The sequence below is a fragment of the Paraburkholderia sp. BGA-UO-ETr-F12 genome, assembly GCF_059567945.1.
Window position 1 is genome coordinate 54,196 of record NZ_JCAQOZ010000009.1, and the last position, 23,937, is coordinate 78,132.

Here is a 23,937-nt window from a genome sequence, read left to right on the forward strand (position 1 = left end):
CCTGCGCGCTGAGCAGATTTCGCAACACAGTGTTCAACGCGAGCAAACTTGACTCTGTGCGTATGCACATATAGACTGCCCACCATGAACCGTCCTCTCTCTTACGACGAATGCAATTGTTTCGCGCTGCGCCAGGCGGCCCGGCACGTCACGCAGATTTACGAGCGCCATCTTGGCCAGGTCGGGCTGACGGCGGCGCAGTTCACGATTCTCGCGAGGCTCGCGCGAACGCCGAACCTGACGATGCTGGATCTCGCCGATGCCATGGTCATGGAGCGCACTACGCTGGTCCGTGCCATGAAGCCATTGCAACGCGACGGGCTGGTGGTCGCGGAAGCCGCGGAGCATGACGGCCGCACGTTTCTGTTCAGTCTCACGAAGCAGGGCGAAGCCACCTTCGATCAGGCGGCCATTGCATGGCGTGCTGCGCAGGACGAGTTCGAGGAAAAGTTCGGCCACGCGCGTGCAAAAGCGCTGCGCGCCGAGTTGTTCAGCATCACCGGATAGACAGAATGGATCGGCTCGTTTCAACGAGCGTTGGTCTGCCTGATTGTGTGCATACGCACTCACGAATGGGACGTGCAACGATGGATGGGCTCTTCGACGACGACTGTTTTGCGATTCGCCAGGCCGCACGCTATGTGTCGCAGATATACGACCGGCATCTGGCGAATGTCGGATTGACCATCACACAGTTTTCACTGCTGGGGCGGCTCAAGCGCACCGGACCGATGACGATGAAACAGATGGCCGAAGCCATGCGCATGGAGCGCACCACGCTGGTCCGCACGATCCAGCCGCTACGCCGCAATGGTCTGGTGTCGAGCGAGGCACTCGGTGCCGACGCGCGGGCGCTGACGATCGCGCTGACTGCAGCAGGCGAGCAGCGTCTCCAGGCAGGACGTGAACATTGGCATGCCGCCCAGGCCGAATTCGAGCACCGGTTCGGCGAAAGGCGCGCGGCGGCGCTGCGAGGCGAATTGTTCGCCATCACACGGGATTCAATCTAGCCGTCGCAAGTACGGCGACTCACGGGCGGCGCGCTGTCACGCGCTGTTTTTTCAACGCAACCAGTGCATACACACAGACGACCATCATGTCCACTACACCTTCGACAATTGCGCCGCCCAGCGCGGCCAACGCCGCCAAACCGGCGCGGCGCATTCCATGGATGCTGCTCGCGATCATCGCGGTGCTTGCCGTGCTCGCGCTGGCTGCGTCGTACTGGTTCTTCGTCGGCCGTTTTGTCGAAACGACGGACGATGCCTACGTCGGTGGCGATGTGACCGTGATGTCGCCGAAAGTGAACGGCTTCGTGACGGATGTACTGGTGCGCGACAACCAGTTTGTCCACGCGAATCAGGTGTTGATCCGCCTCGATGCGCGCGATTACGACGCTCGGCTCGCGCAGGCCAGCGCGGAAGTGGAGAGCGCACAGGCGGCCGTCACCGAATTGCAGGCGAAGAAATCCTTGCAGCTTGCCACCATCAACGAGCAGGCCGCCGAGGTTCGCGCGTCCGGCGCCGAGTTGACGCGCAGCGCCGCCGATCAGTTGCGCTATCGCGAACTGGTGAAGGACGACGCCGTATCGAACCAGGTCGTGGAGCGTGCGGACGCCGATCTGTCCAAGGCGCATGCCGCGGTCGACCGCAGCAGCGCGGCGCTGATTGCAGCGCAGCGGCAGATCGCCGTACTCGACGCGCAGATCGGCGACGCCGAGGCGCGCATCGCCACCGCACAGGCGGCGCAACGGGTTGCGGCATTGAATGTGGAGTACACGACGATCCGCTCGCCGATCGACGGTTACGTCGGCAATCGCACCGCGCGCGTCGGCCTGCTGGCGAACACGGGCGTATCGCTGCTGACCGTGGTGCCGTCGAGCGGACTGTGGGTCGACGCCAACTTCAAGGAAGACCAGTTGAAGAAGATGCATGTGGGGGACCGTGTGGATGTCGATCTGGATGCATCGAGCCAACGGCTTCACGGCGTGGTTGAGAGCCTTGCACCCGCGACCGGCGCGACTTTTAGCGTGCTGCCGGCCGAGAACGCCACCGGCAACTTTACGAAGATCGTGCAGCGCGTGCCGGTGCGCGTGCGTCTCGATGTGCCTAAGGACATGCAAGGCGTGCTGCGGCCTGGACTCTCGGCGACGGTGAAGGTGCATGTCGATGCCGGCAACACGCCGGCGCGTGGATGAACCGTCATGACCCAGGTTCTCACCAATCCCGCCGACCTGCCGACGCGAACCAAAGTCCTTGCGTTCACGCTGATGTGCATTGGGTTTTTCATGGCGACGCTCGATATTCAGATCGTTGCGTCGTCGCTCAAGGATATCGGCGGCGGTTTGTCCGCGAGCCAGGACGAGCTCTCGTGGGTACAGACCTCGTATCTGATCGCTGAGATTCTGGTGATTCCGATGTCCGGCTGGCTCACCCGCGTATTCTCGACGCGTTGGGTGTTCGCGTTCTCCGCGCTCGGCTTCACGGTGACCAGCATGCTATGCGGTCTCGCGTGGGACATCAACTCGATGATTCTGTTCCGCGGTTTGCAGGGCGCGCTCGGCGCCGCGATGATCCCGACGGTGTTCACCACGGCGTTCGTGCTGTTCCCCGGCAAGCAGCGCCTGATTGCGTCCACTACCATCAGCGCGCTTGCCACGCTCGCACCGACCGTCGGCCCGGTGATCGGCGGCTGGATCACGTCGCAATGGTCATGGCACTGGCTGTTCTATCTGAACCTGGTGCCGGGCCTGGCCGTGACGCTGATGGTGCCGAAGTACGTGCACTTCGACAACGTCGATCTGTCTCTGCTGAAGAAGGGCGACTACCTCGGCATCCTGCTGATGTCCGGTTTTCTCGGCTGCCTTGAATATGTGCTGGAAGAGGGACCACGCAAGAACTGGTTCGGCGACGACGTGATCGTGACGTGCACATGGATCGCCGCGATCAGCGGGTTCCTGTTCATCGTGCATGCGTTCACCGCGAAGGAGCCGATCGTCGATTTGCGTGCATTGGCGATCCGCAACTTCGGCATTGGCAGCCTGCTGTCGTTCATCACCGGCATCGGGATCTTCTGCGCGGTGTTTCTTACGCCCTTGTTCCTGTCGCGTGTGCGCGGGTTCGATTCGTTGCAGATCGGCGTGGCGTTGCTGTCGGTCGGCTGTTTTCAACTGGTCGCGATGGTTGCCTATTCGGTGGTCGCGCGCTTCGTCGACATGCGGATCCTGCTGGTGTTCGGCCTCGTGCTGTTCGGCGTCGGCTGTTATCTGTATGTGCCGCTGACCAATCAATGGGGCTGGCAGGAGCTGCTGATCCCGCAGGCGTTGCGTGGCATCGGCCAGCAGTTCTGCATTCCACCCATCGTCACGATGGCGCTCGGTTCGTTGCCGATGTCGAGACTGCGGTCCGCCAGCGGGCTGTTCAATCTGATGCGCAATCTGGGCGGTGCAATCGGCATTGCAGTGAGCAGCACCATGCTCAACGACCGCTTGAATCTCCACTACGAGCGGCTCGACGAACATCTGAGCGCGGGCCGTCCGGTCGTCGAATCGATCTTGCAGCGGCAAAGCGCGCATTTTGCGCAAGTCGGCGGGGATGCGCTGAATGCGGCCAATGCGGGCCTCGGGCAGTTGCATGCACTGCTAATGCGCGAAGCGCTCGTACTTACGTTCTCCGATACGTTTTTTGCGCTGTCGCTCTGTTTTGTGGTCGGCTTGCTGAGCGTGCTGCTCTCTCGCCCATTCGGCAACACCGCGCCGCCGCCCGACGCTCATTGAGGAATCCAGTATGAAACCATTTGTTTTCAAAGTACTCGCGAGCGCGGCGTTGCTGACACTCGCGGCATGCGCGGTGCAACCGGAAACGCATGCGGACCTGAAACAGTCGGTTCAGACCGTCGCGCCGGCCGCTTGGAATGTCGATGCGCCTCAAGACAGCGTCAATGCGGACGCGTGGTGGACGCAATTCGGCGATCCTGTCATGCATCAACTGGTGGACTCCGTGCTGACGGGCAATCTCGATGTGCAAGCCGCAGTGGAACGCGTCAAGCAGGCGCAGGATATCGCGACGCAAAATCGCGCGGCGTTGCTGCCCGAACTGGATGCGAGCGCGAATGCAGCGGACTCCCGGCAGAATACGCCGCCACCGCTCGGCTATGTGCGTCAGGCCGGCATCGGCGTGACGGCGAGCTGGACACCGGACGTGTTTGGCGGCGAACGCCTTGCCGTTCTCGCGGCACAGGCGCAAGTGTCGGGGCGGCAAGCGGCCTTGAATCAACTGCGTCTGGCGCTCGCGGCGAATACAGCCGCGGCGTATATCGATCTGCGCTGGGCGCAAGCGCAATTGCAGATTCTCAGCGACAACGAACAGATTCGCGCCCGCGCGTTGAAACTTACGCAGCAGCGTTTGCGTTATGGACTTTCGACGCAACTCGACGTCGCGCGTGCGCAGAATCAGCTACAGGATCTGCAGGCACAGATTCCGCGCGTGCAGTCGACCATGCAGCATCAACTGAGTCTGATCGCGGTCTATTCGGGACGCACGCCGGAGAGCGTCGACGGTTTGATGCTGGCCGATCCGCATCAGGCGCATGACATTCCGGTGCCGGCGCAAAGCTTACCGCAGACGCTGCCGTCGGAGGCGCTGTTGCAGCGGCCCGACGTACGCAATGCCTACGCCATGGTCGAACAGCGCGCGGCGGAAGTGGGTGTTTCGAAAGCGCAGCGCTATCCGCAATTCAAGCTCAATCTCGCCGACGGTCTGTTGGCTTCGTCCTATCTCGGCTTGCCGACGCTGACCGACAACCTCTTCAGCGCCGCGTTGAACGCGACGAGTCCGATCTTCAATGCCGGCCGTATCACCGCGAATATCGACGCGAGCGAGAGCCGGATGCGCGAGTCGCAACTCGGTTTGCAGCAAACCATGTTGCAGGCGCTCAAGGAGATCGAGGACAACCGCAGCGAGCTGGTGAGCGGCGCGGTGCAGGTGCAACGGCTGGGTGGCGCGCTCGATGCATCGAACCAGGCGCTGCATTTGTCGAGCGAACTCTACAAGGGCGGCGCGACGGATTTCCTCGACGTGCTTGCCGCGCAGGAGGCGTATCTGCGCGACGCGGAGTCGTTGAATCAGGCCAAACGCGAACATGCGCTCGCGGCAGTCGCGCTGTACCGCTCGCTCGGTGGGGGCTGGGATGTTCCTGAAACGGTCACGGCGGCATCGTCGAATTGATGCGCACGGACGTGGCGGTGGAATGGATGAAATGGGTGGAGTGGGTGGCGTAGGTGAATCAGGCAGGCCAACTGGAGATGAATCATGAGTACACGGGAAGTGGTGATCTGCAATCCGGTGAGAACGCCGATTGGCGCGTTCGGCGGATCGCTGAAAGAAGTGCCCGCAACCGAACTGGGCGCGGTGGCGGTGCGTGAGACGCTGCGGCGCAGCGGTCTTGATCCGGCCGCGTTGGCCTCGGTGGTGATGGGCAACGTGATTCAGGCCGGCAACAGGATGAATCCAGCGCGCCAGGCGTCGATCGGCGGCGGCGTGCCGGTCGCTGTGCCTGCATTGACGGTCAATCGTGTGTGCGGTTCGGGCGCGCAGGCAATTGCGTCCGCGGCCCAGGAAGTCTGGCTTGGCCTGGGCGACGCAAGCGTCGCCGGCGGTATGGAAAACATGGACCGCGCGCCCTATCTGCTCGACGGCGGCCGCTGGGGGTATCGGATGGGTAACGCGCAAGTCCATGACAGCCTGCTGCGCGACGGCCTGAACGACGCCTTCTCCGGCGAGCATTCGGGCTGGCATACCGAAGACCTCGTCGCGCAGTTCGACCTCACGCGCGAAACGCAGGACCGTTGGGCCGCGCGTTCTCAGCAGCGCTTTGCCGAGGCGCAGGCGCGCGGCGATTTCAATGCTGAACTGGTGCCGGTGGAAATTCCGGGGCGTAAAGGTCCGCAGCATTTTGCGAGCGACGAGCAGCCGCGCCCGGACACCACGGTCGAAACGCTCGCCAGATTGCGTCCGGCATTTCGTCCAGACGGCACGATTACCGCGGGCAACGCGCCGGGATTAAACAGCGGAGCGGCCGCCATGCTGGTCGCTGAGCGCGGGTTCGCCGAGGCGCGCGGCATCGAGCCATTCGCGCGGCTGGTGGCGTATGGCGTCGCGGCCGTCGAGCCGGGCATGTTCGGCCTCGGTCCGGTGCCCGCCGTGCAAATGGCGCTGGCGCGCGCAGGTTGGGAACTCGGCGACGTCGAACGCTTCGAGATCAATGAAGCCTTCGCTGCCGTGCCGATCGCGGTAGCGCGCAGACTCGGCATCGCGGATGAACTGATCAACGTGCAGGGTGGCGCGATTGCGCACGGCCATCCGATCGGCGCGACCGGTGCGGTATTGACGACACGCCTGCTGCATTCGATGCGCCGCGACGGCTTGAAGCGAGGCATCGTCACGTTGTGTATCGGTGGCGGCCAGGGGATTGCGCTGGCGCTGGAAGCGCTGTGAGACCGGCTAATGAAAGATCGGTAGCGCCAGAAATCCCTTGATGACGATTGCGTTGGCAATGTCGATAAAGAAGGCGCCCACCATCGGCACCACCAGAAAGGCGAGATGCGAATGGCCGAAACGGTGATCCAACAATGACCGCCTCGATGAATGACTTTGAGGAGCATGAGCCGGTCAGATGCGGGCAGCGCAATGTTTAGAGTTTTTTCCGGCACCGGTTTCGTTTAGCATCACTGCCACTTTCACGAGAACATCAAGAGATATGGCACTGATCGCACGAAACGTCCTTGGGATTGCCGTACTGTTGCTCATCGCTTTCATCTTTTCGACCAACCGGCGCGCCATCCGCTTGCGGACTGTCATCCCGGCGCTGCTCGCACAGATCGGTATCGGCGCTTTCATACTCTTCGTGCCGCTCGGCAAGACGGTTCTATCGGCCGCTGCGTCGGGCGTCAATCACGTGCTCGACTATGGCAACGCGGGCATCGAGTTCCTGTTTGGCGGCCTCGTGCAGTCGAAGATGTTCCAGATCTTCGGCGACGGCGGCTTTGTGTTCGCGGTGCGGGTGCTGCCGGCCATCATCTTCGTTACCGCGCTCATTTCGGTGCTGTACTACATCGGCGTGATGCGCTGGATCGTGCTCGTGCTCGGTACGATATTCCAGAAACTGCTCGGCGTATCGAAGCTCGAATCGTTCTCGGCTGTGACCACGATCTTCCTGGGGCAGAGCGAAATGCCTGCCGTGGTCAAGCCGTTTACGCGCGACATGACCGGCGCCGAACTGTTCGCGGTGATGTCGAGCGGCATGGCGGCGATTGCCGGATCGGTGCTGGCGGGCTACGCGGGTCTCGGTGTGCGGGTGGATTATCTGTTGGCCGCGTCTTTCATGGCGGTACCCGGCGGCTTGCTGTTCGCCAAGATCATTCACCCGAGCACCGAACCGAGCCGCGTGCATCTCGAGCACCTCAGCTTTGACGAAAAGCGTCCCGCGAATGTGATCGAAGCCGCGAGTTCCGGCGCGACCGTGGGCCTGAAAATCGCGGTGATGGTCGGCGCAATGCTGATTGCGTTCGTCGGCCTGATCGCGTTGCTCAACGGTATTGTCGGCGGCATAGGCGGCTGGTTCGGTCATCCGCAACTGTCGATGCAGTCGGTGCTCGGCACGGTATTCGCGCCGCTTGCGTACCTGATCGGCGTGCCGTGGAGCGAAGCCAGCATCGCCGGCAATTTCCTTGGCCAGAAGATCATTCTGAACGAGTTCGTGGCTTATGCATCGCTGTCGCCGTATCTGAAAGATGCCGCGAGCGTAAGCGCCGCCGGCCTGCAGGCACTCGATCCGCGTACCCTTGCTATTCTGTCGTTTGCGCTGTGCGGCTTCGCGAACTTTGCGTCGATCGCGGTGCTGACGGGTGGCTTTAGCGCCGTCGCGCCGGAACGCCGCGCCGAAGTCGCGCGCTATGGCTTGCGTGTGGTGCTCGCCGCGACGCTCTCGAACCTGATGAGCGCCACGATTGCGGGCATGTTCCTGACGCTGAATTGAATCGAGGATATTGCATGAACATGGAACAACTGCTGGAACGCGCGGCTGCGGCGCGAGAAAAGGCCTATGCGCCCTATTCGAAGTTCAAGGTCGGCGCGGCGTTGCTGACCAGAGACGGCACGGTGTTCGACGGCTGCAACGTCGAGAACGCTTCGTACGGGTTGTGTAATTGCGCCGAACGTACGGCGTTTTTCAGTGCGATTGCCGCGGGCTATCAACGCGACCAGTTCGCCGCGCTCGCCGTAATCGGCGATACGGATGGCCCGATCGCACCGTGCGGCGCGTGCCGCCAGGTGATCATCGAACTGGGCGGCCCCGAATTGCCGATCCGGCTCGGCAATCTGCATGGCGCGACGCGCGACACCACCGCCCGTGAACAATTGCCGGATGCGTTCTATCTATGAGCAGGCATAAGGTTATCTACGACACCGATCCCGGCGTGGACGATGCGATGGCGCTGGTTTTTCAGGCGCTGCATCCGGACATCGATTTGCTGGGGCTCACGAGCGTATTCGGCAACGCCACGATCGAGACCACCACGCGTAACGCGCGTTTTCTCGCCGGGCGGTTCGCGCCGGGCGTGCCCGTAGCGCAGGGCGCCGCCGCACCGCTCAGGCGCGCCGCGCCCGAGCCGCTCGCGTGGATTCATGGCGATAACGGCCTCGGCAACATCACGATCGAAGCCGGCGTTGAAGCCCCGCTCGACGCGCGCCCCGGGCACCGCTTCATCATCGACACTGTGCGCGCGCATCCCGGCGAAGTCACCTTGATTGCCGTCGGACCGCTGACGAACCTGGCATTGGCGCTGACCGACGATCCGCGGATCGCTTCGCTCGTCAAACAGGTGGTCGTGATGGGTGGCGCGTTCGGCACGGATGGCGTGCTCGGCAACGTAACGCCCGCCGCCGAGGCGAACCTCCTCGGCGATCCCGATGCGGCCGATATCGTGTTCGGCGCGCCGTGGCCGGTGGTGATCGTGGGCCTCGACGTCACGCAGCGCACCATCATGAGCGAGGACTATCTGGCGTCGCTGCGCGATCGCGGCGGTGCGGCCGGGCAGTTCGTGTGGGACGTGTCGCGGCACTACCAGGCCTTTCATGAGCAAAGCGCGCAGCTCAAGGGTATTTACGTACACGATTCTTCGGCGGTCGCCTATGTGCTGGCACCGCATCTCTATACGGTTCGCAGTGGGCCGGTACGGGTGCTGACGGACGGTATCGCGGTGGGCCAAAGCATCCAGAAGCCTTCCACGATGCCGGTGCCCGCGCCGGATTGGGACAGCCGGCCCGAGGCCGTGGTTTGTCTCGACGTGGATGTGCCCGGCATGCTCGCGCTATACGAGGGCACCGTCTGCGGCACGCTGCAAAACCATCCGGGAACGAACTGGCGGCGCGCCAATTGATCTGACGTAACGCACAGTGCATTGCAGCAAACCGGTCCGCCACGCTGGCCGATGCGCATCGTCAATCTTTGCTACATTTCTGCAGACGTGCTGCGTACGCGGTTCTCAAAGCGCTGGCTGATCGACCCGGTGCGCGTGACCCAAATCTATCGAGAGGCAAAAGATGCGAATTCTAGTAGTGGGGGCGGGTGCCGTAGGCGGCTATTTCGGCGGACGTCTCGCGGCGGCGGGTCAGGACGTGACCTTTCTCGTGCGCGCTGGCCGGGCGGAAAAACTCGCCCGTGACGGGCTTGTCATCAACAGCCCGCGTGGCAATCTCACCCTGCTGGACGTCAAGACGATACTCGCCGGTGTTGTCGCGGAGCCGTTCGATCTGGTGCTGCTCAGCTGCAAAGCCTACAGTCTCGACGACGCGATCGATTCCTTCGCACCGCTGGTCGGCGAATCGACGCTGATTCTGCCGATGCTCAACGGCATGCGCCATATCGACGTGCTCAAGGAAAAGTTCGGTGCGTCACGTGTGCTGGGCGGTCAATGCGTGATCGCGGCGACGCTCAACGCGGATCAGCACATCGTGCATCTGAACGAAACGCACGCGATCACATTTGGCGAACTGGAGGGCGGCGCGTCCGAGCGTGTCCAGGCGATCGCGGAGGCAATGGCCGGCGCGAACTTCGACGCGGTGGTCAGCGACAACATCCTGCTGCGCATGTGGGAAAAGTGGGTGTTCCTCGCCACACTGGCGGCCAGTACGTGCTTGATGCGCGGTTCGGTCGGCGATATTCTGGCGGCGCCGGATGGCAAGCGCATCATCGAAAACCTGCTCGGCGAGTGCCGCGGAGTCGCGGAACACAACGGCTTCACGATGGGCCCCGATTTCGACGCGAGAGCCACCCAAACGCTGTTTACGCCGTCGCCGCTGACCGCTTCGATGTTGCGCGACGTCGAGAACCACTCGCACACCGAGGCCGATCACATTCTCGGCGATCTGATTTCGCGTGGCGGCGACGCGCAGAAGGGCGAGCACGGCTTGTCGCTGCTGCGTATCGCCTATAGTCATCTGAAGACGTATGAAGCGAGGCAGACCCGTACCTCCTGAATGACCGGTGCGCGGGCGATCAGGGTGGCCACTGCAGCCTAAACGTTCGGAGGTAAAGCCATGCCGAGTCCAACTGGATCCGTACCCGCGCTCAGTGCCGCTTCGGCGACGATCTTCTCGATCGGCATTGTTTTTCTCGGCTACTGGGGCCTGTACGATCAGACGAAATGGCAAACGTCCGACGTCTTCGTGTTCCTGTTCGCGATGATCGGCTTCGGCTGTCTCGGCCTTGTGCCGTGGGTCGCGACCAGCCCGGTCGAACCGGAAACCAGCGACGCCCGCATCCGTATTGCACGGCACATGTTTCTTGCGGGCGTTCTGTCGATCTGGCTGGGCGTGGCGATTTCGGTGATCTTCTGATTAACGCTCGATCTGCCTGTTCCAGCGTGTATCCCACTGCGCACGGTGCGCATTGATCGTGTCCCAATCCACCACGGTCACTTTCTTCACCAGGTCGTCGACGCTGCCGAGGCTTTGCTGCATCGGCGGCGTCATCTTCGCGAGGCGGTTGGTCGGAATCTGCTTGCCGGCCTCGGCGGCTTTTGTCTGAGCCGGCGCGGATAGCAGGAACTGCGCGAGTTTCTGCGCCAGTTGCGGATCGGGGTTGTTGTTGACCACGCACAGGTCGACCAGCAGCAACACCGGTCCTTCCTTGGGATTCACATAGCCGACCGGAATGCCCTTGTCCTGCAGATCGCTGACGGCAGTCGGCGTCAACGGGAACAGGCCCGCTTCGCCGGTCTGGACCATTTCGGAAATTTTCGCCGAGTTCGGCACGTACTCCACGACGTTCGGGCCGACGGTGCTCGCCCATTTCGTGAAGCCCGGTTCGACGTTCTGCTCGCTGCCGCCCATCAAACGGTTGATCGCGAGGAAGCCGTGCAAGCCGAAGGTGCTGCTCGAAGCGGACTGGAATACCACTTTGCCCTTGTACTTCGGATCGGCAAAGTCCATCCACGAAGTCGGCGGCGCCCAGCCTTTTTCAGCGAACAGCTTCTTGTTGTACGCGATGCCGGTCATGCCGAGTTGCACGCCCGCGCCCATGTCGTCCTTCATGCGCGCGAACGGGTAGAGCTCCTTGAGCACCGGCGAGTCGTCGAGCTTCTTGCACACGCCCATGCTGACGGCGCGTGCCATCACGCCGTCGTCGAGAAACACCACATGGATCTGCGGATTGGCCTTGTTGGCAAGCAGCTTGGCGAGAATGTCCGACGAAGTGCCGGGCACCACCACCACTTTGACATTGTTGGCTTTCTCGAAGTCGGGCAGCACCTGGCTCGTATAAGCCTTCTCCATCGGACCGCCGTTCATGCCGATGTAGATCGTTTTGGTCTCCGACCATGCCGGCGCAGTGGCACTGAATGCGCACAGTGCGGCGAGCGCCGCGATCGTCTTCAACAGTTTCATTGTGAGGCTCCTGAGTTTCACTAAACGATAACGGGGCAATGACCGGGCAACAAACCGCGCGGTAATTAGGCGACGGACGACGCAGCAACAGCCGCGAAGCGATCGATCGAAAAAGCGTCGAGCGGAGTGGCCGTGGCGCCGTCGATCACGAGATCCGCGAGGATTTCGCCGACCCCCGGCGCCAGCAAAAATCCACCACCCGAAAAACCGAACGCATGCAACAGACGCGGTACTGTGCGGCTTGCTCCGATGATCGGATTGCTGTCGGGCGTTTCGCCTTCCACGCCGCTCCATGTGCGGATCAGCAGCGCCTCGCGCAGTCCGGGCAGCAGGGCGCACGCGTCGCGCATCACGGCGCGGGTCGTTTCCGTCGACGGTTGACCGTATTCGCCGTCGCCGTGCCCGCGGCCGCCGCCGATCACGCAATTGCCGCGCGCCACCTGCCGTGCGTAGATGCCGCCGCCGTACACGCCGAGGTTGTGCGTGATGAAAAGCGGCAGCGGTTCGGTGACCCACATGTTCGGGTAGATCGGTTTCATCGGCGCGGTTTCGCCGAAGTAGCCGGCCACGGTATTCGCCCATGCGCCGGCGGAATTGATCAGCCAGTCGGCGCTAATACACATATCGCCCGCGCGTAACTGGAAGCGTGTGCCGTCATGACTGATTTCGGTCAGTTCGGTTTGCTCGCGCACGTCCGCGCCAGCGGCTCGCGCCGCGCGTGCGAATGCCGGCGACACCAGGCGCGGATTCGCATGACCGTCGGTCGCACACAGCGAGCCGCCGATCGCCGCAGCGCCCAGCCATGGATAGCGTTGCCGGAAGGCGGCGCCACCGATTATCTGCGCTTGCAGTCCGTGGCCGAGCGCCATCTCCGCCCAGGCTTCGAGCGCGGCAAGATCGGCTTCGCTGCGCGCCAGCCGCAAATGTCCCGACACGGTGAATTCGCCGTCGATGCCGATCAGTTCCGGCAAACGATTCCAGATGCGCCGCGCCCGCATGGCGAGCGGCATCTGTTCGGCCGACCGTCCCTGGACGCGCACGCCACCGTAGTTCACGCCGCTTGCCTGCGCGCCGCAATAACGCCGCTCGAACAGGCCGACGCGCAGACCGCGCCGCGCCAGCGCCAGCGCCGCCGATGAGCCGACCAGGCCGCCGCCCGCGATCGCGACGTCGTAGTGCAAGGACTCACTCATCGCGCGCCTCCTCCGGAATGTCGACGACGCCCTCGGCATACAGCGCAGGCGAGAGTGGAATCGGTTTGACGGGGGGCTGGCTGCGTAAGCGGCCTATGGCGTCAAGCGGTTTACCGGTTTCCTGCGCCAGCAGCGTCAAGGCAGCCTCGCCGCACATGCGCCCCTGGCAGCGGCCCATGCCGACTCGCGTGAGCGCTTTCAGGCGATTGATCTCGTTCGCTTCGTCACCGCGGATGCAGCGCCGCAACGTGCCCGCATCGATTTCTTCGCAGCGGCATACGGTCATGTCGTCGGGCCATTGCGCCGCGCATTGCGCGGGTAGGGCAAACGCGGCATCGATGCCCTGGCGAAATACAGCGATACGTTGCAGGCTGCGCTCGAGGGCGGCCGCGCTTTGCATGCCTTGGCCACGTGGATGGGCGATGCCGAGATCGTCGAGCAGCGCCAGCGCCGTGCGGCGGCCGGCGAGTTCAGCCGCGTCGGCGCCGGCAATGCCCGCGCCGTCGCCCGCCAGATAGATGCCGCGCACGGTGCTGCGGCCGGCAGGGTCGAGTTCGGGCAGCCAGCAACGATTGTGCGTATCGAAACGGAAGCGGCATCCGGCGAGATCGGCAAGTTGGGTTTCGGGCTTAAGGCCGAAACTGATGCCGACGGCATCGCACGGCATGATTTCGGCCGTCGGGTGGCCGCTTGAGGCACGCCATTCAATGCCGCTCACACCGTGTTCACCGCGGATCCCGATGAGGCTGACGCCGCGTTCGATCCGCACGCCGCGCAGTTTCAGCCAGGCGACGTAATAAAGTCCTTTGGCGAACGTAGCGGGCTGCCGCGCGAGCTTCGGCGTCGCGGTAACCTGCTGCGACAGCGGACTCGTGTCGAGCACGGCGACCACCTGTGCGCCGGCTTTCACGTACTGATAGGCGACCAGATAGAGCAGCGGCCCGGTGCCGGCGAGCACCACGCGCTGTCCGATCGCACAGCCCTGCGCCTTCAGCGCGACTTGCGCCGCGCCCAGCGTGTAGACCCCGGGCAGCGTCCAACCCGGTACCGGCAATACGCGATCGGTGGCGCCGCTGGCGATGATCAGATGCGAAAACGGCACGCTGATTTCCCGTCCCGCATGCAGCGTATCGAGCCGGCCCGCTTCACAAGCCCAGGCCAGCGTGTCGGGGCGATAGTCGAGGTGCGGAAGAAGCGCGGCCATCGTCGTATGCAGCGCGTCGGCTTTGCGCGCTTCAAAGCCGTACAGCGTTTTTTTCGAGCGCTGGAACGCGCCGTTCGCCGGAGGCTGACGATAGATCTGGCCGCCCCAACGGGCATTTTCATCGAGCACGATGGGTTTGATGCCAGCGGCAACCAGGGTTTCGGCGGCGCGCACGCCGGCCGGTCCAGCACCGACGATAACCACGCGGTGATCGTCGCTCATTGCGTGTCTCCGTTTACCGTCGCGGCAGAGGCGGTGGTTGCGGCGGGCGTTGCCGATGCCGTCGCGCAAGCCGTTGCGGCGAGCCGCGTGATAACCCGCATGCCTTGCGTCACCGGCGTCGAGCACGCGCGCAAACGCATCCCGTCTTCGGTACGCATCCAGCAGTCCTGGCAAGCGCCGATCAGGCAGAAGCCGGCGCGCGGCGCGCCGCTGAATTCGCTTTCGCGCACACGGCGCTGGTGCATCAGCACGGCGGTCATCAATGTGTCGCCTTGCAAGGCGGTGACTTCGTGACCGTCGATAAAAAAGCTGAGCGCTTCGCGCTGCGTCTCCGCGACGCGAACGAATTGCGCATCGCGCTTTGGCGCGGCAGGTTCGGAAGACGGCAAATTCGACGGCATAGGTGAGAGAGCGGTAGAAGACATCAGTGCTGGCCGATCAGAATCCGGTTGAGCCCATAGACGCGATCGAGTAGCAGCATCGCACCGGCGGTGATGAAGATCACCAGCGCGGAGACGGAGGCCATCATCGGATCGATCGATTCGGTCGCGTACATGTACATGCGAACCGGCAGCGTGACGGTTTGCGGCGAGGTGACGAAGATCGACATGGTCAGTTCATCGAAACTGTTGATGAACGCGAGCAGCCAGCCACCGGTAATGCCTGGCAGAATCATCGGGAAGGTGACGCGGCGGAAGGTGGTCCACGCGTCGGCGCCGAGCGAGTGCGCGGCATGTTCGACGCTGCGGTCCAGACCGCTGACCGAGGCCAGTACGAGCCGCATCACGAACGGCGTGATGATGATCATGTGCGCGAGCACGAGCCACGCGAACGAGCCGGTCGCGCCGATCAGCGCGAAGAAGCGCAGCAGCGCGATGCCGAGCACGAGGCCGGGGATCACCAGCGGCGACAACAGCAGGCCGTTCAGGAAAGCACGGCCCGGAAAGCGGGCGCGGCCGATCGCGAGCGCCGCAGGCAACGCGACGATCAGCGAAAGGGTCGCCGAGGCAAATGCCAGCTTCAGACTGTTGAAGAACGCCGAGATGAAATCCGGGTAGTCGAGGATGGCGCGGAACCAGCGCAGCGAGAAACCGTGCGTGGGGAGCGTGAGCGTTTCGTCGGGCGTGAAGGCGACCAGCACCACGATCACGAGCGGTGCGAGCACGAACGCAATCACCAGCGTGTGGAAAATCAGCGCAATGGGGCCGTTTTTTCTCATGATGATCTCGCGCGGTTCAGCCCAGGCTTCTGGCGTACTTGCGTTCCAGAACCCGGTAGTAAGTGAGCATCACGATCAGATTCGCGACCAGCAGCAGAAGCGCGATAGTTGCGCCGAGCGGCCAGTTCAGCGAGCCGAGGAATTCGTCATAGACCGCGGTGGCGGCGACTTTCAGGCGCCGTCCGCCGAGCAGGCCGGGAATCGCGAACGCGCTCGCCGAGAGGCCAAACACCATCAGGCTGCCGGACAGAATGCCCGGCGTGAGTTGCGGCAACACGATGCGGCGCAAGGTCGTGGCGGGGGATGCCATCAGCGACAGCGCGGCATTTTCCGTTTGCGGGTCGAGCTTCTGCAACGCGGTCCACACCGGAATCACCATGAACGGCAGCATCACGTGCACCAGCGCAATGACGATCGCGAAGGTGGTGTATTCGAGCTTGTACGGACCCAGCCCGACCAGTGCGAATGCCTGATTCACGAGGCCGCCGCTGTTGAGCAGCATGCTCCAGCCGAACGCGCGCACCACGACCGAAACCAGCAACGGCGCGAGAATGATCAGCAGGAACATCGAGCGATACGGATCGCGCATGCGTGACAGCACATAGGCTTCGGGTGTGCCGATCGCGATGCACAGCAGGGTGGTCAGAAAGGCGATGCCGAACGTGCGCAGGAAGATCGTGTGGAAATACGAGGATTTCAGTACTTCGGCGTAGTTGCCGAACTGGAATGCGGCGATCGGACCGCTCGACGGATCGAAGCGGTAGAAGGTCAGTACCAGGGTCATCAACAGCGGCACCAGCACGAGCGCCACAAACAGCAGGAACGCCGGCGCGCACATCAGCCACAACGGCAGGAAGGCGTGCCACGGCGCGCGGCGTGCATCCCCGGTCTTCATGCTGTTGTTCTTCGAGGCGGGCAGCGTGCTAGCCATGATGCGCATCCCGTTGAATGAAGCGGATCGCCTCGCTGTTCCAGTCGACCCCGACCGTCGCGCCTTCCGGCAGCGGCTCGGTACCTTCGTTCTGGCAGCACACCAGCACTTCGCCAAGCCGGCTATCCACCCGATACAGCCATTGGCTGCCGAGGAAGAAGCGGCTCGTCACGGTGGCGCTCAAGCGTCCGGTGTTCGGCGCGCACAGGCGCAATTTCTCCGGACGAATGCACAGCGTGATTGCGTCGCCGACGCCGATTGCACGCTCGCGCAGAGGCAGTTGCGCGGTGCGGCCGGTTTCGGCGAGATCGTGGCCCAGGTCGATGCGGATCGAGTCGCCGTCGCACGCCACGACTTTGCCGGCCAGCATGTTTGCCTTGCCGATGAACTGCGAGACGAATCTGTTTTCCGGGCGCTCGTAGGCTTCGTACGGCGTGTCGATCTGCGTAATGCGGCCGGCTTCCATCACCACCACGCGGTCGCTGATCGACAGCGCTTCCGACTGGTCGTGCGTGACCATGATGGTGGTCGTGCCGATCTTGCGCTGGATGGCGCGCAGTTCGAACTGCATGTCTTCGCGCAGTTTGGCGTCGAGATTCGACATCGGTTCGTCGAGCAGCAGAACGGGCGGCGCGATCACGATCGCACGGGCAATCGCCACGCGCTGCCGCTGACCGCCGGACAATTCGCGCGGAAAGCGGTGCGCGAGCGTATCGAGCCGCACGAGCGCCAGTGCTTCGCGCACGCGCTCCTTGCGCTCGGCCTTGTCGACATTGCGCATTTCGAGTCCGAAGCCGACGTTGTCCGCGACGCTCATATGCGGAAACAGCGCATAGCTCTGGAACACGATGCCGAGGCCGCGCCGGTTCGGTTTCATGTGCGTGATGTCGCGGCCGTCGAGCGTGATGCGCCCGCGCGTCGTTTCCACAAAGCCCGCGATCATCTGCAAGGTGGTGGTCTTGCCGCAGCCGGACGGCCCGAGCAACGAAACGAACTCGCCTTTTTCAACCGACAGGTTCACGTCGGCGACTGCCTGTAGTTCGCCGAACGATTTCGCGACGTCCGTGAGTGTGAGGAACGACATGATCTGGCCTTTGGATGGATCGACACCGGTTCAATCGGCTACTGCCTCGATGGAGCCGACTCTATCCAGCCAAATTACATGACGTCAATTTCAAATTCCGTTTGCCGATATAAGATTGAAAAAAATTTCGTTGTATGGAATGTATTTGATGGAACCGCCTTTAACTGTTCCACTGCGTGATGTCCGGAAAATCCCTACGAATAAAGACGAGGATCGAATGGAGCAGGCGCGCATGGGAGATTCCATTCAGGAATAAAACCCTCTATAGTATTCCGGTCAATGAAATAATTTGGAGCGCTGGAGATGAATGCTGCCGCCAAACGAGATGCCGATTCCGCACTGGCTGAAACGGGCAACGCGCCGGGCCCCGGCATGCTGGAGCGTGCCTTTGCGGTGATTCGCGCGTTATCCGAGGCGCAACCCGACGGTGGCCGCGTCACGCGTCTCGCGAAGGCGGTGGGCCTGACGCAAGGCACGGTGCACCGCATACTTCATGCGCTGATTGCCGAGGGCATCGTCGAACAGGACGAAAACTCGAAGCTGTATCGGCTGAGCGTCGATTTCTTCGCGCTCGCCGCGCAGGCGGGCAATCCGAGCGGCATGCGCACGCTGTGCCGTCCGGCGTTGCTGCGCTTGTGCGCGAGTCTCGGCGACACGATCTTTCTGCTGGTCAAAAGCAGTTTTGACGCGGTGTGTCTCGACATCTGCGAAGGCCCGTTTCCGATTCGCTCTTTTACCGGCGATATCGGCGGGCGCGTGGCATTGGGTGTCGGTCAGGGGAGTCTGGCGATTCTCGCGTTCCTGCCGGAAGCGGAGCGTGAAGAAATCATTCGTTTTAACGTGCCGCGCATTCGTGGCTATGGCGTGCTTGACGAAGTGTATTTGCGCACCGAGATCGAACGCGTGCGTCAACTGGGTTACGCGGGCCGCAATAGCGGGGTGCTCGACGGCATGGCGGGTGTGGCGGTGCCGATTCTGGACCGTACCGGCGTGGCAGTGGCGGCGTTGAGCGTCGGCACCCTGGCCGCGCGTCTCGGCGACGATCGTCTGCCGATGGTGGTCGAGTTGCTGCGCCGTCAGGCAGAGGCGATCGGCCCGCAGACCAATCCGTTCGATGTTGCGCTGCGCCGGCCGATGCATGGCTTATCGCGCGCCATGACCACCGAGCGTATTGCTGGATAGGGGCGCGGGAACGGTAGCGCAGAGGCGATAACTCGCGCGCGGAGCCATTCCGATTGCGCCGGTACTATTGCGCGTGGACCCCTTCATGAACGTAGTGTGGCGCCAGTCCGCTGCCGCTCACGCGATAGCGCAACGTGTAGAAAACCCATCTTCCGTGAACCCTATGGCCGAACGTCGTCGAGCGTATGCGGTCAGTGCCCGTTGTCGGCGTTCCTCCTGCATCCACCATGTACGAGGAGGGATCGACCACGCTGTCCAGTGTGTGTCCCTGCGTGCCGAACGTCGATTCCAGCAAGCGCGCCTGCATCTTGACCTGCTGTTCCCGTCCTCCTCCTGGACCTCCCGAGGCCCCGGCATTGGCGTGCACGACCATGGCCGTCCCATCGCCGGGTTGCGATCCAACGCCGAACGAACAGCCATCCATGGTGGCGGTAAACACCCATCGCGCCTGCCGGCTCAGGATCGTGCCGCATAGCGAGTTCTGAGCGTAGGGAACGAAATAGATTTTGCGCTTTTCGTCATCCGGGACTGAACTGTCGGCCTTCCGGAGGGAGAAGACTTCGCCTGTGCAACCGGCCACAGTCGCGTTGGCGATTGGCCGAACCGTTGCCTCGATGAGGAAGTCCTTTCCTGGACGTACAACCGACCTGGTGGATGCGTCGTAACTGAAGCTTTTCACATCGCTCGAGCTGAGGTTGACGATCACAACGTTGTCTTGCATGAATCCATGAGGATCATTTCGGAAGTCTTTTGCGTCCATAGGGGTAGGGTCTGCCTCGTCGCTTGATGGGGGGCGTCTGCTACTCGATTGCGGGTCAGGTTGCGTTGCGGCAACCTGTGTCCCTGCTCGCCGAGCTGCCTTGCACGGTAAATGGCGAACGTTTCCCAATCGTTTCCCACCTGTGTTCGCGGGGCGAGCGTCTCAGCACGCGTCAGATGACATCGGCAGCGGATGGCCTTTGCTTGCGGCCTGGCTCGATGGGGGCATGGGCGAATCCAACGGCGCGACGAGCCGCCGCGCCGGGGAATGCGGTTTTGAACTGCCGGGATAACTTCTTTAGCGAGTTCCCCGAGGGACGTTTTGCGGGGCGTCGTTCACGCGAATGCACGCGACGCGTGTCGCGCTCGCGCCGTGCGTGACAGGCTGTGGAATCTCGCTCGCGCAGGCCTCGATCGCATCCGGGCAGCGCGTGCGAAACGCGCAACCTGAAGGGGGACTGAGCGGCGACGCAATCTCGCCGCGTAGCAGCAGATGACGGCGGGCGCGTTCGACCACCGGATCGGGCACCGGTACCGCCGACAGCAACGCGCGCGTATACGGATGGCGCGGCGCGCCATAGACGTCGCGCTTGTCGCCGAACTCCATCACGCGGCCGAGATACATCACCAGCACGCGGTGGCTGATGGCCTTGACGACCGCGAGATCGTGCGCGACGAACAGCAGCGAGAGCGACAGCTCGCGCTGCAGATCGCGCAACAGGTTGACGATCTGCGCCTGGATCGAGACATCGAGCGCCGACACCGGCTCGTCGCAGATCACCAGTTGCGGCTCACCGATCAACGCCCGCGCAATGCCCACACGCTGACACTGACCGCCGGAAAACTCATGCGGATAGCGGCGCAGATGCTGCGCGTTGAGGCCGACGCGTTCGAGCATGGTCAGCACGCGCCGTTGCACGTCGGCGCGGGCAATGTCCTGGCCATGCGTGAGCAAGGGTTCGGCGACGATCTGTTCGATCGTCATGCGCGGATCGAGCGAGGCGAGCGGGTCCTGGAAAATCATCTGCACATCGCGGCGCAGACGCGACGTATCGCGGCCTGCGCCCGGCAGCACGGTTTCCTTGTCGAGCCAGCGCACGCTGCCGCTCGCCACCGGCGTGAGGCCGATGATGGCGCGGGCGAGGGTGGATTTGCCACAACCCGATTCGCCGACGAGACCCACGGTTTCGCCGCGTCGCACGCTGAACGACACGCCGTCCACCGCGCGCAGCATGGCCTTGCCGGACCACGGAAAGCCGCCGCGCGGCACGCCGAATTGCACCTTGAGATTGTCGACCGACAACAGCGTTGCCTGATCCTGAGCCTGCTTTGCCATGGAAGTAGGATTCATACGTGCTGGACCTCGATGATGTCCCGCACCGGCCGGTGGCAGGCGCGCAGCGCGCCGGCGGCTATTGGCGACGCCGTGAGCGCGGGCCGCGATTCGCGGCACCGGTCGCTGCAATACGTGCAGCGCGGCGCGAATGCGCAACCTTCGCCGACTTCACCGGGCAACGGCGGGTTGCCGGGAATGGTTTGCAGCGGACGGTCATCGTCGTCGGTGAGACGCGGCAGCGCGTTCAGCAGGCCGATGGTGTAAGGATGCGTGGGCGCGGCGAATAGCGTGGCGGCATTCGCCTGTTCGACGGTCTGGCCGGCATACATCACCATCACGTCGTCGCACAAGCCGGCCACCACGCCCATGTCGTGCGTGATCAGAATGATCGCGGTGCCGCGTTCGCGATTCAGTTCGCGCAGCAACTCGATGATCTGCGCCTGCACGGTGACGTCGAGCGCGGTGGTCGGCTCGTCGGCGATCAGGATTTCCGGCTCGGAGAGCAGTGCCATGGCGATCATCACGCGTTGCCGCATGCCGCCGGAAAACTCGTGCGGATACATGTCGATACGCCGCGCGGCATCGGGAATACGCACTGTTTCAAGCGTTTCGATCGCACGGCGGCGTGCTTCGCGGCGCGACATCCCGCGATGCAGTTGCAGCGTCTCGGTCATCTGCCGTTCGATCGTCAGGAACGGGTTGAGCGAGGTCATCGGATCCTGAAAGATCATGCCGATGCGGTCGCCACGAATTTTATTCAACTCGGCTTCGCTCATCGTCAGCAGGTTTTCGCCGCGATAGGTCGCCGCGCCCGAGACCTTGCCGTTGCCGGCCAGCAGGCCGAGCAGCGCCATCACGGTCTGGCTTTTGCCCGAGCCCGATTCGCCGACGATACCCAGCGTGCGGCCCGCTTCGAGCGAAAACGACACGCGTTGCACCGCGTCGACGGGTGCGCCTTCGCGGCGCGTAAAGCGCACGCTCAGGTCTTTGACTTCGAGTAGCGCCATGTCAGCGGTCCTTCGGATCGAATGCGTCGCGCAGACCGTCGCCGACGAAATTCACGCAATACAAGGTGACGCACAGCATCACCGCCGGGCACAGCAGCAGCCACGGCATCGATTCGAGCTTCTGCGCGCCGTCCTGGATCAGCACGCCCCAGCTCGTCATGGGCTCCTGCACGCCGAGGCCGAGAAACGACAGCACGGATTCGGTCAGCACGATGTTGGGCACGGTCACGCTCGCGTAGACCACCACCACGCCAAGCAGATTCGGCACGATATGGCGCGCGATGATCGAACGCGAACTCACACCGATGGCGCGGGCGGCGTCGATAAATTCGCGCGAGCGTAGCGACAACGTCTGACCGCGCACCACGCGCGCCATGTCGAGCCACGAGAACGCGCTGATCGTCAGCACGACCAGATAGAACGCGCGGCCGAACATCGTCATCATCAGGATCGCGATCAGCATGTAGGGGATCGCGTACATCATGTCGACGATACGCATCATCACCGCGTCGACGCGGCCGCCCAGATAGCCGGCGGTGGCGCCATACGCCACGCCGATCAACCCCGACACCAGCGTGCCGAGCAGGCCCACTTCCAGCGACACGCGTCCGCCTTGCAGCGTGCGCGCGAGCAGATCGCGGCCGAGTTCGTCGGTGCCGAACCAGTGCATGTTCTGCAGCGTGGGGGCGAGGCTGATCGCGCTCCAGTCGCTGTCGATCGGATTGTTCGGCAGGAACCACGGACCGGCCACGCAGGCAATCACGATCAGCAGCAGGATGAGGAAGCCGGAAAACGCCGCGCGATTGCGCGCGAAGCGCAGCGCGGCGGTGGCGAGCGGTCCGCGCGAACGCGGCGCTCGGGCAATGGCCGCGAGCGGATCGAGCGCCGCGGCAGTCGATTGAATTGAGCGGGGCATGGATCAGTACCGGATGCGCGGATCGAGCCAGGCATACGCCAGATCGACCAGCAGATTGAACAGGACAGCGACCGCGGTGGTCAGCACGACGAGGCCGAGCACGAGGGTGTAGTCGCGGTTGATCGCACCGTTGACGACCAGTTGACCAAGGCCGGGCAGCGCGAACACCGACTCGGTGACGACCGCCGCCGTAATCGACGAGATGCAGATCGAACCAAGCAGCGACACCACCGGCATCAGCGCGGGCTTCAGCGCGTGGCGCAACACAATCGTGCGTCCCGGCAGCCCCTTGGCGCGCGCGGTGCGGATAAAGTTGCCCGACAGCACTTCGATCATGCTGCCGCGCATCACGCGAGCGATTGCGGCGACGTTGATGATGGTGAGCAGGACGATCGGCAGCACGCGGTAGCGCCATTCGCCTTCACCCCAGCCGCCGGCCGGCAGCCAGCCTTGCCCCTCGGAGGTCTTCAGCAGGATGGCGAAGATCCACACCAGCACCGGACCCAGCACGAACGGCGGCACCACGTTGCCGATATTGCCGAGCACCATCACCAGGTGATCGATGAAACGATCGCGCCGCACGGCGGCCAGCGTGCCGAGCGTGACGCCGATCACGATCGCGATCGGTACCGATACGCCGCCCACGCCGAGACTCACTGGTAAGGCCTTCCACACCAGATCGTTGACTGACCAGTCGGCGTAGCGGAACGACGGACCGAGGTCGCCGTGCAGCAGCGAGCCGAGGTAGTGGAGGTACTGCAGCCACAGCGGTTCGTCGAGGTGATATTTGGCGTTGAGGTTCGCGAGCACGGCCGCCGACAGGTGCTTCTCGGTGTCGAACGGGCCGCCCGGGGTGAGGTGCAGCAGCAGATAGCACGCGGTGATCACGGCGAGAATCGTCGGAATCGCCCAGAGCGTGCGGCGCAGCGTATAGGCCAGCAT

The 23,937-nt window shown here is 63.3% G+C and carries 25 protein-coding genes; 12 read left to right on the forward strand and 13 right to left on the reverse strand.

Annotated features, from left to right (window positions below):
* Nucleotides 1–84: 84 nt before the first annotated feature.
* The 6 genes from AC57B6_RS02760 to AC57B6_RS02785 all read left to right on the forward strand — a co-directional run bounded on the left by AC57B6_RS02760 (nt 85) and on the right by AC57B6_RS02785 (nt 6,494).
* Nucleotides 85–507, forward strand: a complete 423-nt coding sequence (locus AC57B6_RS02760) for a MarR family winged helix-turn-helix transcriptional regulator (RefSeq protein WP_028198370.1) — start codon at nt 85–87, stop codon at nt 505–507.
* Between the two features lie 80 nt (nt 508–587).
* A complete protein-coding gene (locus tag AC57B6_RS02765; RefSeq protein WP_028198369.1) occupies nt 588–1,010 on the forward strand; it encodes a MarR family winged helix-turn-helix transcriptional regulator in 423 nt (140 codons plus the stop codon).
* Between the two features lie 86 nt (nt 1,011–1,096).
* Nucleotides 1,097–2,197 (forward strand): HlyD family secretion protein, encoded by a 1,101-nt coding sequence (locus AC57B6_RS02770; RefSeq protein WP_030100100.1) that lies wholly within the window; start codon nt 1,097–1,099, stop codon nt 2,195–2,197.
* 6 nt (nt 2,198–2,203) lie between these two features.
* The gene (locus AC57B6_RS02775; protein ID WP_106352317.1) at nt 2,204–3,775 is read left to right on the forward strand and encodes a DHA2 family efflux MFS transporter permease subunit; all 1,572 of its coding nucleotides are present in this window, start codon (nt 2,204–2,206) and stop codon (nt 3,773–3,775) included.
* 10 nt (nt 3,776–3,785) lie between these two features.
* Nucleotides 3,786–5,225, forward strand: a complete 1,440-nt coding sequence (locus AC57B6_RS02780) for an efflux transporter outer membrane subunit (RefSeq protein WP_496420657.1) — start codon at nt 3,786–3,788, stop codon at nt 5,223–5,225.
* Nucleotides 5,226–5,309: 84 nt separating this feature from the next.
* Nucleotides 5,310–6,494, forward strand: a complete 1,185-nt coding sequence (locus AC57B6_RS02785) for a thiolase family protein (RefSeq protein WP_496420658.1) — start codon at nt 5,310–5,312, stop codon at nt 6,492–6,494.
* Between the two features lie 6 nt (nt 6,495–6,500).
* Here AC57B6_RS02785 and AC57B6_RS02790 read toward each other — a convergent pair whose 3' ends face one another.
* Nucleotides 6,501–6,629, reverse strand: a complete 129-nt coding sequence (locus AC57B6_RS02790) for a hypothetical protein (RefSeq protein WP_423803298.1) — start codon at nt 6,627–6,629, stop codon at nt 6,501–6,503.
* A 127-nt stretch (nt 6,630–6,756) separates the two neighbouring features.
* Here AC57B6_RS02790 and AC57B6_RS02795 point away from each other — a divergent pair, with 127 nt between their 5' ends.
* The 5 genes from AC57B6_RS02795 (at nt 6,757) to AC57B6_RS02815 (ending at nt 10,895) form a co-directional block, all read left to right on the forward strand.
* Complete coding sequence (locus AC57B6_RS02795) at nt 6,757–8,034, forward strand: NupC/NupG family nucleoside CNT transporter (protein ID WP_030100105.1); 1,278 nt, start codon at nt 6,757–6,759, stop codon at nt 8,032–8,034.
* Nucleotides 8,035–8,048: 14 nt separating this feature from the next.
* The gene (locus tag AC57B6_RS02800) at nt 8,049–8,438 is read left to right on the forward strand and encodes a cytidine deaminase (RefSeq protein WP_030100106.1); all 390 of its coding nucleotides are present in this window, start codon (nt 8,049–8,051) and stop codon (nt 8,436–8,438) included.
* Nucleotides 8,435–9,436, forward strand: coding sequence for a nucleoside hydrolase (locus tag AC57B6_RS02805; protein ID WP_178370950.1), 1,002 nt, complete (start codon nt 8,435–8,437; stop codon nt 9,434–9,436). Before AC57B6_RS02800 ends, AC57B6_RS02805 begins: the two co-directional genes overlap by 4 nt.
* A 163-nt stretch (nt 9,437–9,599) precedes the next feature.
* Nucleotides 9,600–10,535, forward strand: coding sequence for a 2-dehydropantoate 2-reductase (panE, locus tag AC57B6_RS02810; RefSeq protein WP_028198360.1), 936 nt, complete (start codon nt 9,600–9,602; stop codon nt 10,533–10,535).
* A 60-nt stretch (nt 10,536–10,595) separates the two neighbouring features.
* Nucleotides 10,596–10,895, forward strand: a complete 300-nt coding sequence (locus tag AC57B6_RS02815) for a hypothetical protein (protein WP_028198359.1) — start codon at nt 10,596–10,598, stop codon at nt 10,893–10,895.
* Here AC57B6_RS02815 and AC57B6_RS02820 read toward each other — a convergent pair whose 3' ends face one another.
* The 7 genes from AC57B6_RS02820 to AC57B6_RS02850 all read right to left on the reverse strand — a co-directional run bounded on the left by AC57B6_RS02820 (nt 10,896) and on the right by AC57B6_RS02850 (nt 17,795).
* Entirely contained in the window at nt 10,896–11,942 is a 1,047-nt protein-coding gene (locus AC57B6_RS02820) for an ABC transporter substrate-binding protein (RefSeq protein ID WP_496420659.1), read from the reverse strand.
* A gap of 65 nt (nt 11,943–12,007) precedes the next feature.
* On the reverse strand, nt 12,008–13,135 hold the full coding sequence (locus AC57B6_RS02825) for an NAD(P)/FAD-dependent oxidoreductase (protein WP_496420660.1): 1,128 nt from the start codon (nt 13,133–13,135) through the stop codon (nt 12,008–12,010).
* Nucleotides 13,128–14,561 (reverse strand): FAD/NAD(P)-dependent oxidoreductase, encoded by a 1,434-nt coding sequence (locus AC57B6_RS02830; RefSeq protein WP_496420661.1) that lies wholly within the window; start codon nt 14,559–14,561, stop codon nt 13,128–13,130. Before AC57B6_RS02830 ends, AC57B6_RS02825 begins: the two co-directional genes overlap by 8 nt.
* Nucleotides 14,558–14,962 (reverse strand): (2Fe-2S)-binding protein, encoded by a 405-nt coding sequence (locus AC57B6_RS02835; RefSeq protein WP_496420693.1) that lies wholly within the window; start codon nt 14,960–14,962, stop codon nt 14,558–14,560. Before AC57B6_RS02835 ends, AC57B6_RS02830 begins: the two co-directional genes overlap by 4 nt.
* Nucleotides 14,963–14,985: 23 nt before the next feature.
* Nucleotides 14,986–15,780 (reverse strand): ABC transporter permease, encoded by a 795-nt coding sequence (locus AC57B6_RS02840; protein WP_028198354.1) that lies wholly within the window; start codon nt 15,778–15,780, stop codon nt 14,986–14,988.
* A gap of 16 nt (nt 15,781–15,796) precedes the next feature.
* Nucleotides 15,797–16,711 carry an ABC transporter permease gene (locus tag AC57B6_RS02845; RefSeq protein WP_183801572.1) on the reverse strand — a complete coding sequence of 305 codons (915 nt, stop codon included), beginning with the start codon at nt 16,709–16,711 and terminating at the stop codon, nt 15,797–15,799.
* Nucleotides 16,704–17,795, reverse strand: a complete 1,092-nt coding sequence (locus tag AC57B6_RS02850) for an ABC transporter ATP-binding protein (RefSeq protein ID WP_028198352.1) — start codon at nt 17,793–17,795, stop codon at nt 16,704–16,706. Before AC57B6_RS02850 ends, AC57B6_RS02845 begins: the two co-directional genes overlap by 8 nt.
* A gap of 303 nt (nt 17,796–18,098) precedes the next feature.
* On the opposite strand from AC57B6_RS02850, the gene AC57B6_RS02855 reads away from it, so the two are divergent.
* On the forward strand, nt 18,099–18,977 hold the full coding sequence (locus tag AC57B6_RS02855; RefSeq protein WP_030100113.1) for an IclR family transcriptional regulator: 879 nt from the start codon (nt 18,099–18,101) through the stop codon (nt 18,975–18,977).
* A gap of 64 nt (nt 18,978–19,041) precedes the next feature.
* Here AC57B6_RS02855 and AC57B6_RS02860 read toward each other — a convergent pair whose 3' ends face one another.
* The 5 genes from AC57B6_RS02860 to AC57B6_RS02880 form a co-directional block, all read right to left on the reverse strand.
* Nucleotides 19,042–19,737 carry a hypothetical protein gene (locus tag AC57B6_RS02860; RefSeq protein WP_028198350.1) on the reverse strand — a complete coding sequence of 232 codons (696 nt, stop codon included), beginning with the start codon at nt 19,735–19,737 and terminating at the stop codon, nt 19,042–19,044.
* A gap of 297 nt (nt 19,738–20,034) precedes the next feature.
* The gene (locus tag AC57B6_RS02865; protein ID WP_496420662.1) at nt 20,035–21,087 is read right to left on the reverse strand and encodes an ABC transporter ATP-binding protein; all 1,053 of its coding nucleotides are present in this window, start codon (nt 21,085–21,087) and stop codon (nt 20,035–20,037) included.
* Nucleotides 21,084–22,079 (reverse strand): ABC transporter ATP-binding protein, encoded by a 996-nt coding sequence (locus tag AC57B6_RS02870; RefSeq protein WP_178370955.1) that lies wholly within the window; start codon nt 22,077–22,079, stop codon nt 21,084–21,086. Before AC57B6_RS02870 ends, AC57B6_RS02865 begins: the two co-directional genes overlap by 4 nt.
* A gap of 1 nt (nt 22,080) precedes the next feature.
* Nucleotides 22,081–22,995: an ABC transporter permease gene (locus AC57B6_RS02875; protein ID WP_028198347.1), complete on the reverse strand. Its 915-nt coding sequence runs from the start codon at nt 22,993–22,995 to the stop codon at nt 22,081–22,083.
* A 3-nt stretch (nt 22,996–22,998) separates the two neighbouring features.
* Nucleotides 22,999–23,937 (reverse strand): ABC transporter permease subunit, encoded by a 939-nt coding sequence (locus AC57B6_RS02880; protein WP_028198346.1) that lies wholly within the window; start codon nt 23,935–23,937, stop codon nt 22,999–23,001.

Coding starts and splice junctions, on each gene's coding strand:
- AC57B6_RS02825 (WP_496420660.1), bottom strand. CDS start 13,135: ATGAGTGAGTCCTTGCACTACGACGTCGCGATCGCGGGCGGCGGCCTG.
- AC57B6_RS02850 (WP_028198352.1), bottom strand. CDS start 17,795: ATGTCGTTCCTCACACTCACGGACGTCGCGAAATCGTTCGGCGAACTA.
- AC57B6_RS02855 (WP_030100113.1), top strand. CDS start 18,099: ATGAATGCTGCCGCCAAACGAGATGCCGATTCCGCACTGGCTGAAACG.
- AC57B6_RS02800 (WP_030100106.1), top strand. CDS start 8,049: ATGAACATGGAACAACTGCTGGAACGCGCGGCTGCGGCGCGAGAAAAG.
- AC57B6_RS02805 (WP_178370950.1), top strand. CDS start 8,435: ATGAGCAGGCATAAGGTTATCTACGACACCGATCCCGGCGTGGACGAT.
- AC57B6_RS02815 (WP_028198359.1), top strand. CDS start 10,596: ATGCCGAGTCCAACTGGATCCGTACCCGCGCTCAGTGCCGCTTCGGCG.
- AC57B6_RS02770 (WP_030100100.1), top strand. CDS start 1,097: ATGTCCACTACACCTTCGACAATTGCGCCGCCCAGCGCGGCCAACGCC.
- AC57B6_RS02785 (WP_496420658.1), top strand. CDS start 5,310: ATGAGTACACGGGAAGTGGTGATCTGCAATCCGGTGAGAACGCCGATT.
- AC57B6_RS02830 (WP_496420661.1), bottom strand. CDS start 14,561: ATGAGCGACGATCACCGCGTGGTTATCGTCGGTGCTGGACCGGCCGGC.
- AC57B6_RS02880 (WP_028198346.1), bottom strand. CDS start 23,937: ATGCTGGCCTATACGCTGCGCCGCACGCTCTGGGCGATTCCGACGATT.
- AC57B6_RS02870 (WP_178370955.1), bottom strand. CDS start 22,079: ATGGCGCTACTCGAAGTCAAAGACCTGAGCGTGCGCTTTACGCGCCGC.
- AC57B6_RS02760 (WP_028198370.1), top strand. CDS start 85: ATGAACCGTCCTCTCTCTTACGACGAATGCAATTGTTTCGCGCTGCGC.
- AC57B6_RS02860 (WP_028198350.1), bottom strand. CDS start 19,737: ATGGACGCAAAAGACTTCCGAAATGATCCTCATGGATTCATGCAAGAC.
- AC57B6_RS02780 (WP_496420657.1), top strand. CDS start 3,786: ATGAAACCATTTGTTTTCAAAGTACTCGCGAGCGCGGCGTTGCTGACA.
- panE (WP_028198360.1), top strand. CDS start 9,600: ATGCGAATTCTAGTAGTGGGGGCGGGTGCCGTAGGCGGCTATTTCGGC.
- AC57B6_RS02845 (WP_183801572.1), bottom strand. CDS start 16,711: ATGGCTAGCACGCTGCCCGCCTCGAAGAACAACAGCATGAAGACCGGG.
- AC57B6_RS02835 (WP_496420693.1), bottom strand. CDS start 14,962: ATGCCGTCGAATTTGCCGTCTTCCGAACCTGCCGCGCCAAAGCGCGAT.
- AC57B6_RS02865 (WP_496420662.1), bottom strand. CDS start 21,087: ATGAATCCTACTTCCATGGCAAAGCAGGCTCAGGATCAGGCAACGCTG.
- AC57B6_RS02765 (WP_028198369.1), top strand. CDS start 588: ATGGATGGGCTCTTCGACGACGACTGTTTTGCGATTCGCCAGGCCGCA.
- AC57B6_RS02775 (WP_106352317.1), top strand. CDS start 2,204: ATGACCCAGGTTCTCACCAATCCCGCCGACCTGCCGACGCGAACCAAA.
- AC57B6_RS02820 (WP_496420659.1), bottom strand. CDS start 11,942: ATGAAACTGTTGAAGACGATCGCGGCGCTCGCCGCACTGTGCGCATTC.
- AC57B6_RS02795 (WP_030100105.1), top strand. CDS start 6,757: ATGGCACTGATCGCACGAAACGTCCTTGGGATTGCCGTACTGTTGCTC.
- AC57B6_RS02875 (WP_028198347.1), bottom strand. CDS start 22,995: ATGCCCCGCTCAATTCAATCGACTGCCGCGGCGCTCGATCCGCTCGCG.
- AC57B6_RS02840 (WP_028198354.1), bottom strand. CDS start 15,780: ATGAGAAAAAACGGCCCCATTGCGCTGATTTTCCACACGCTGGTGATT.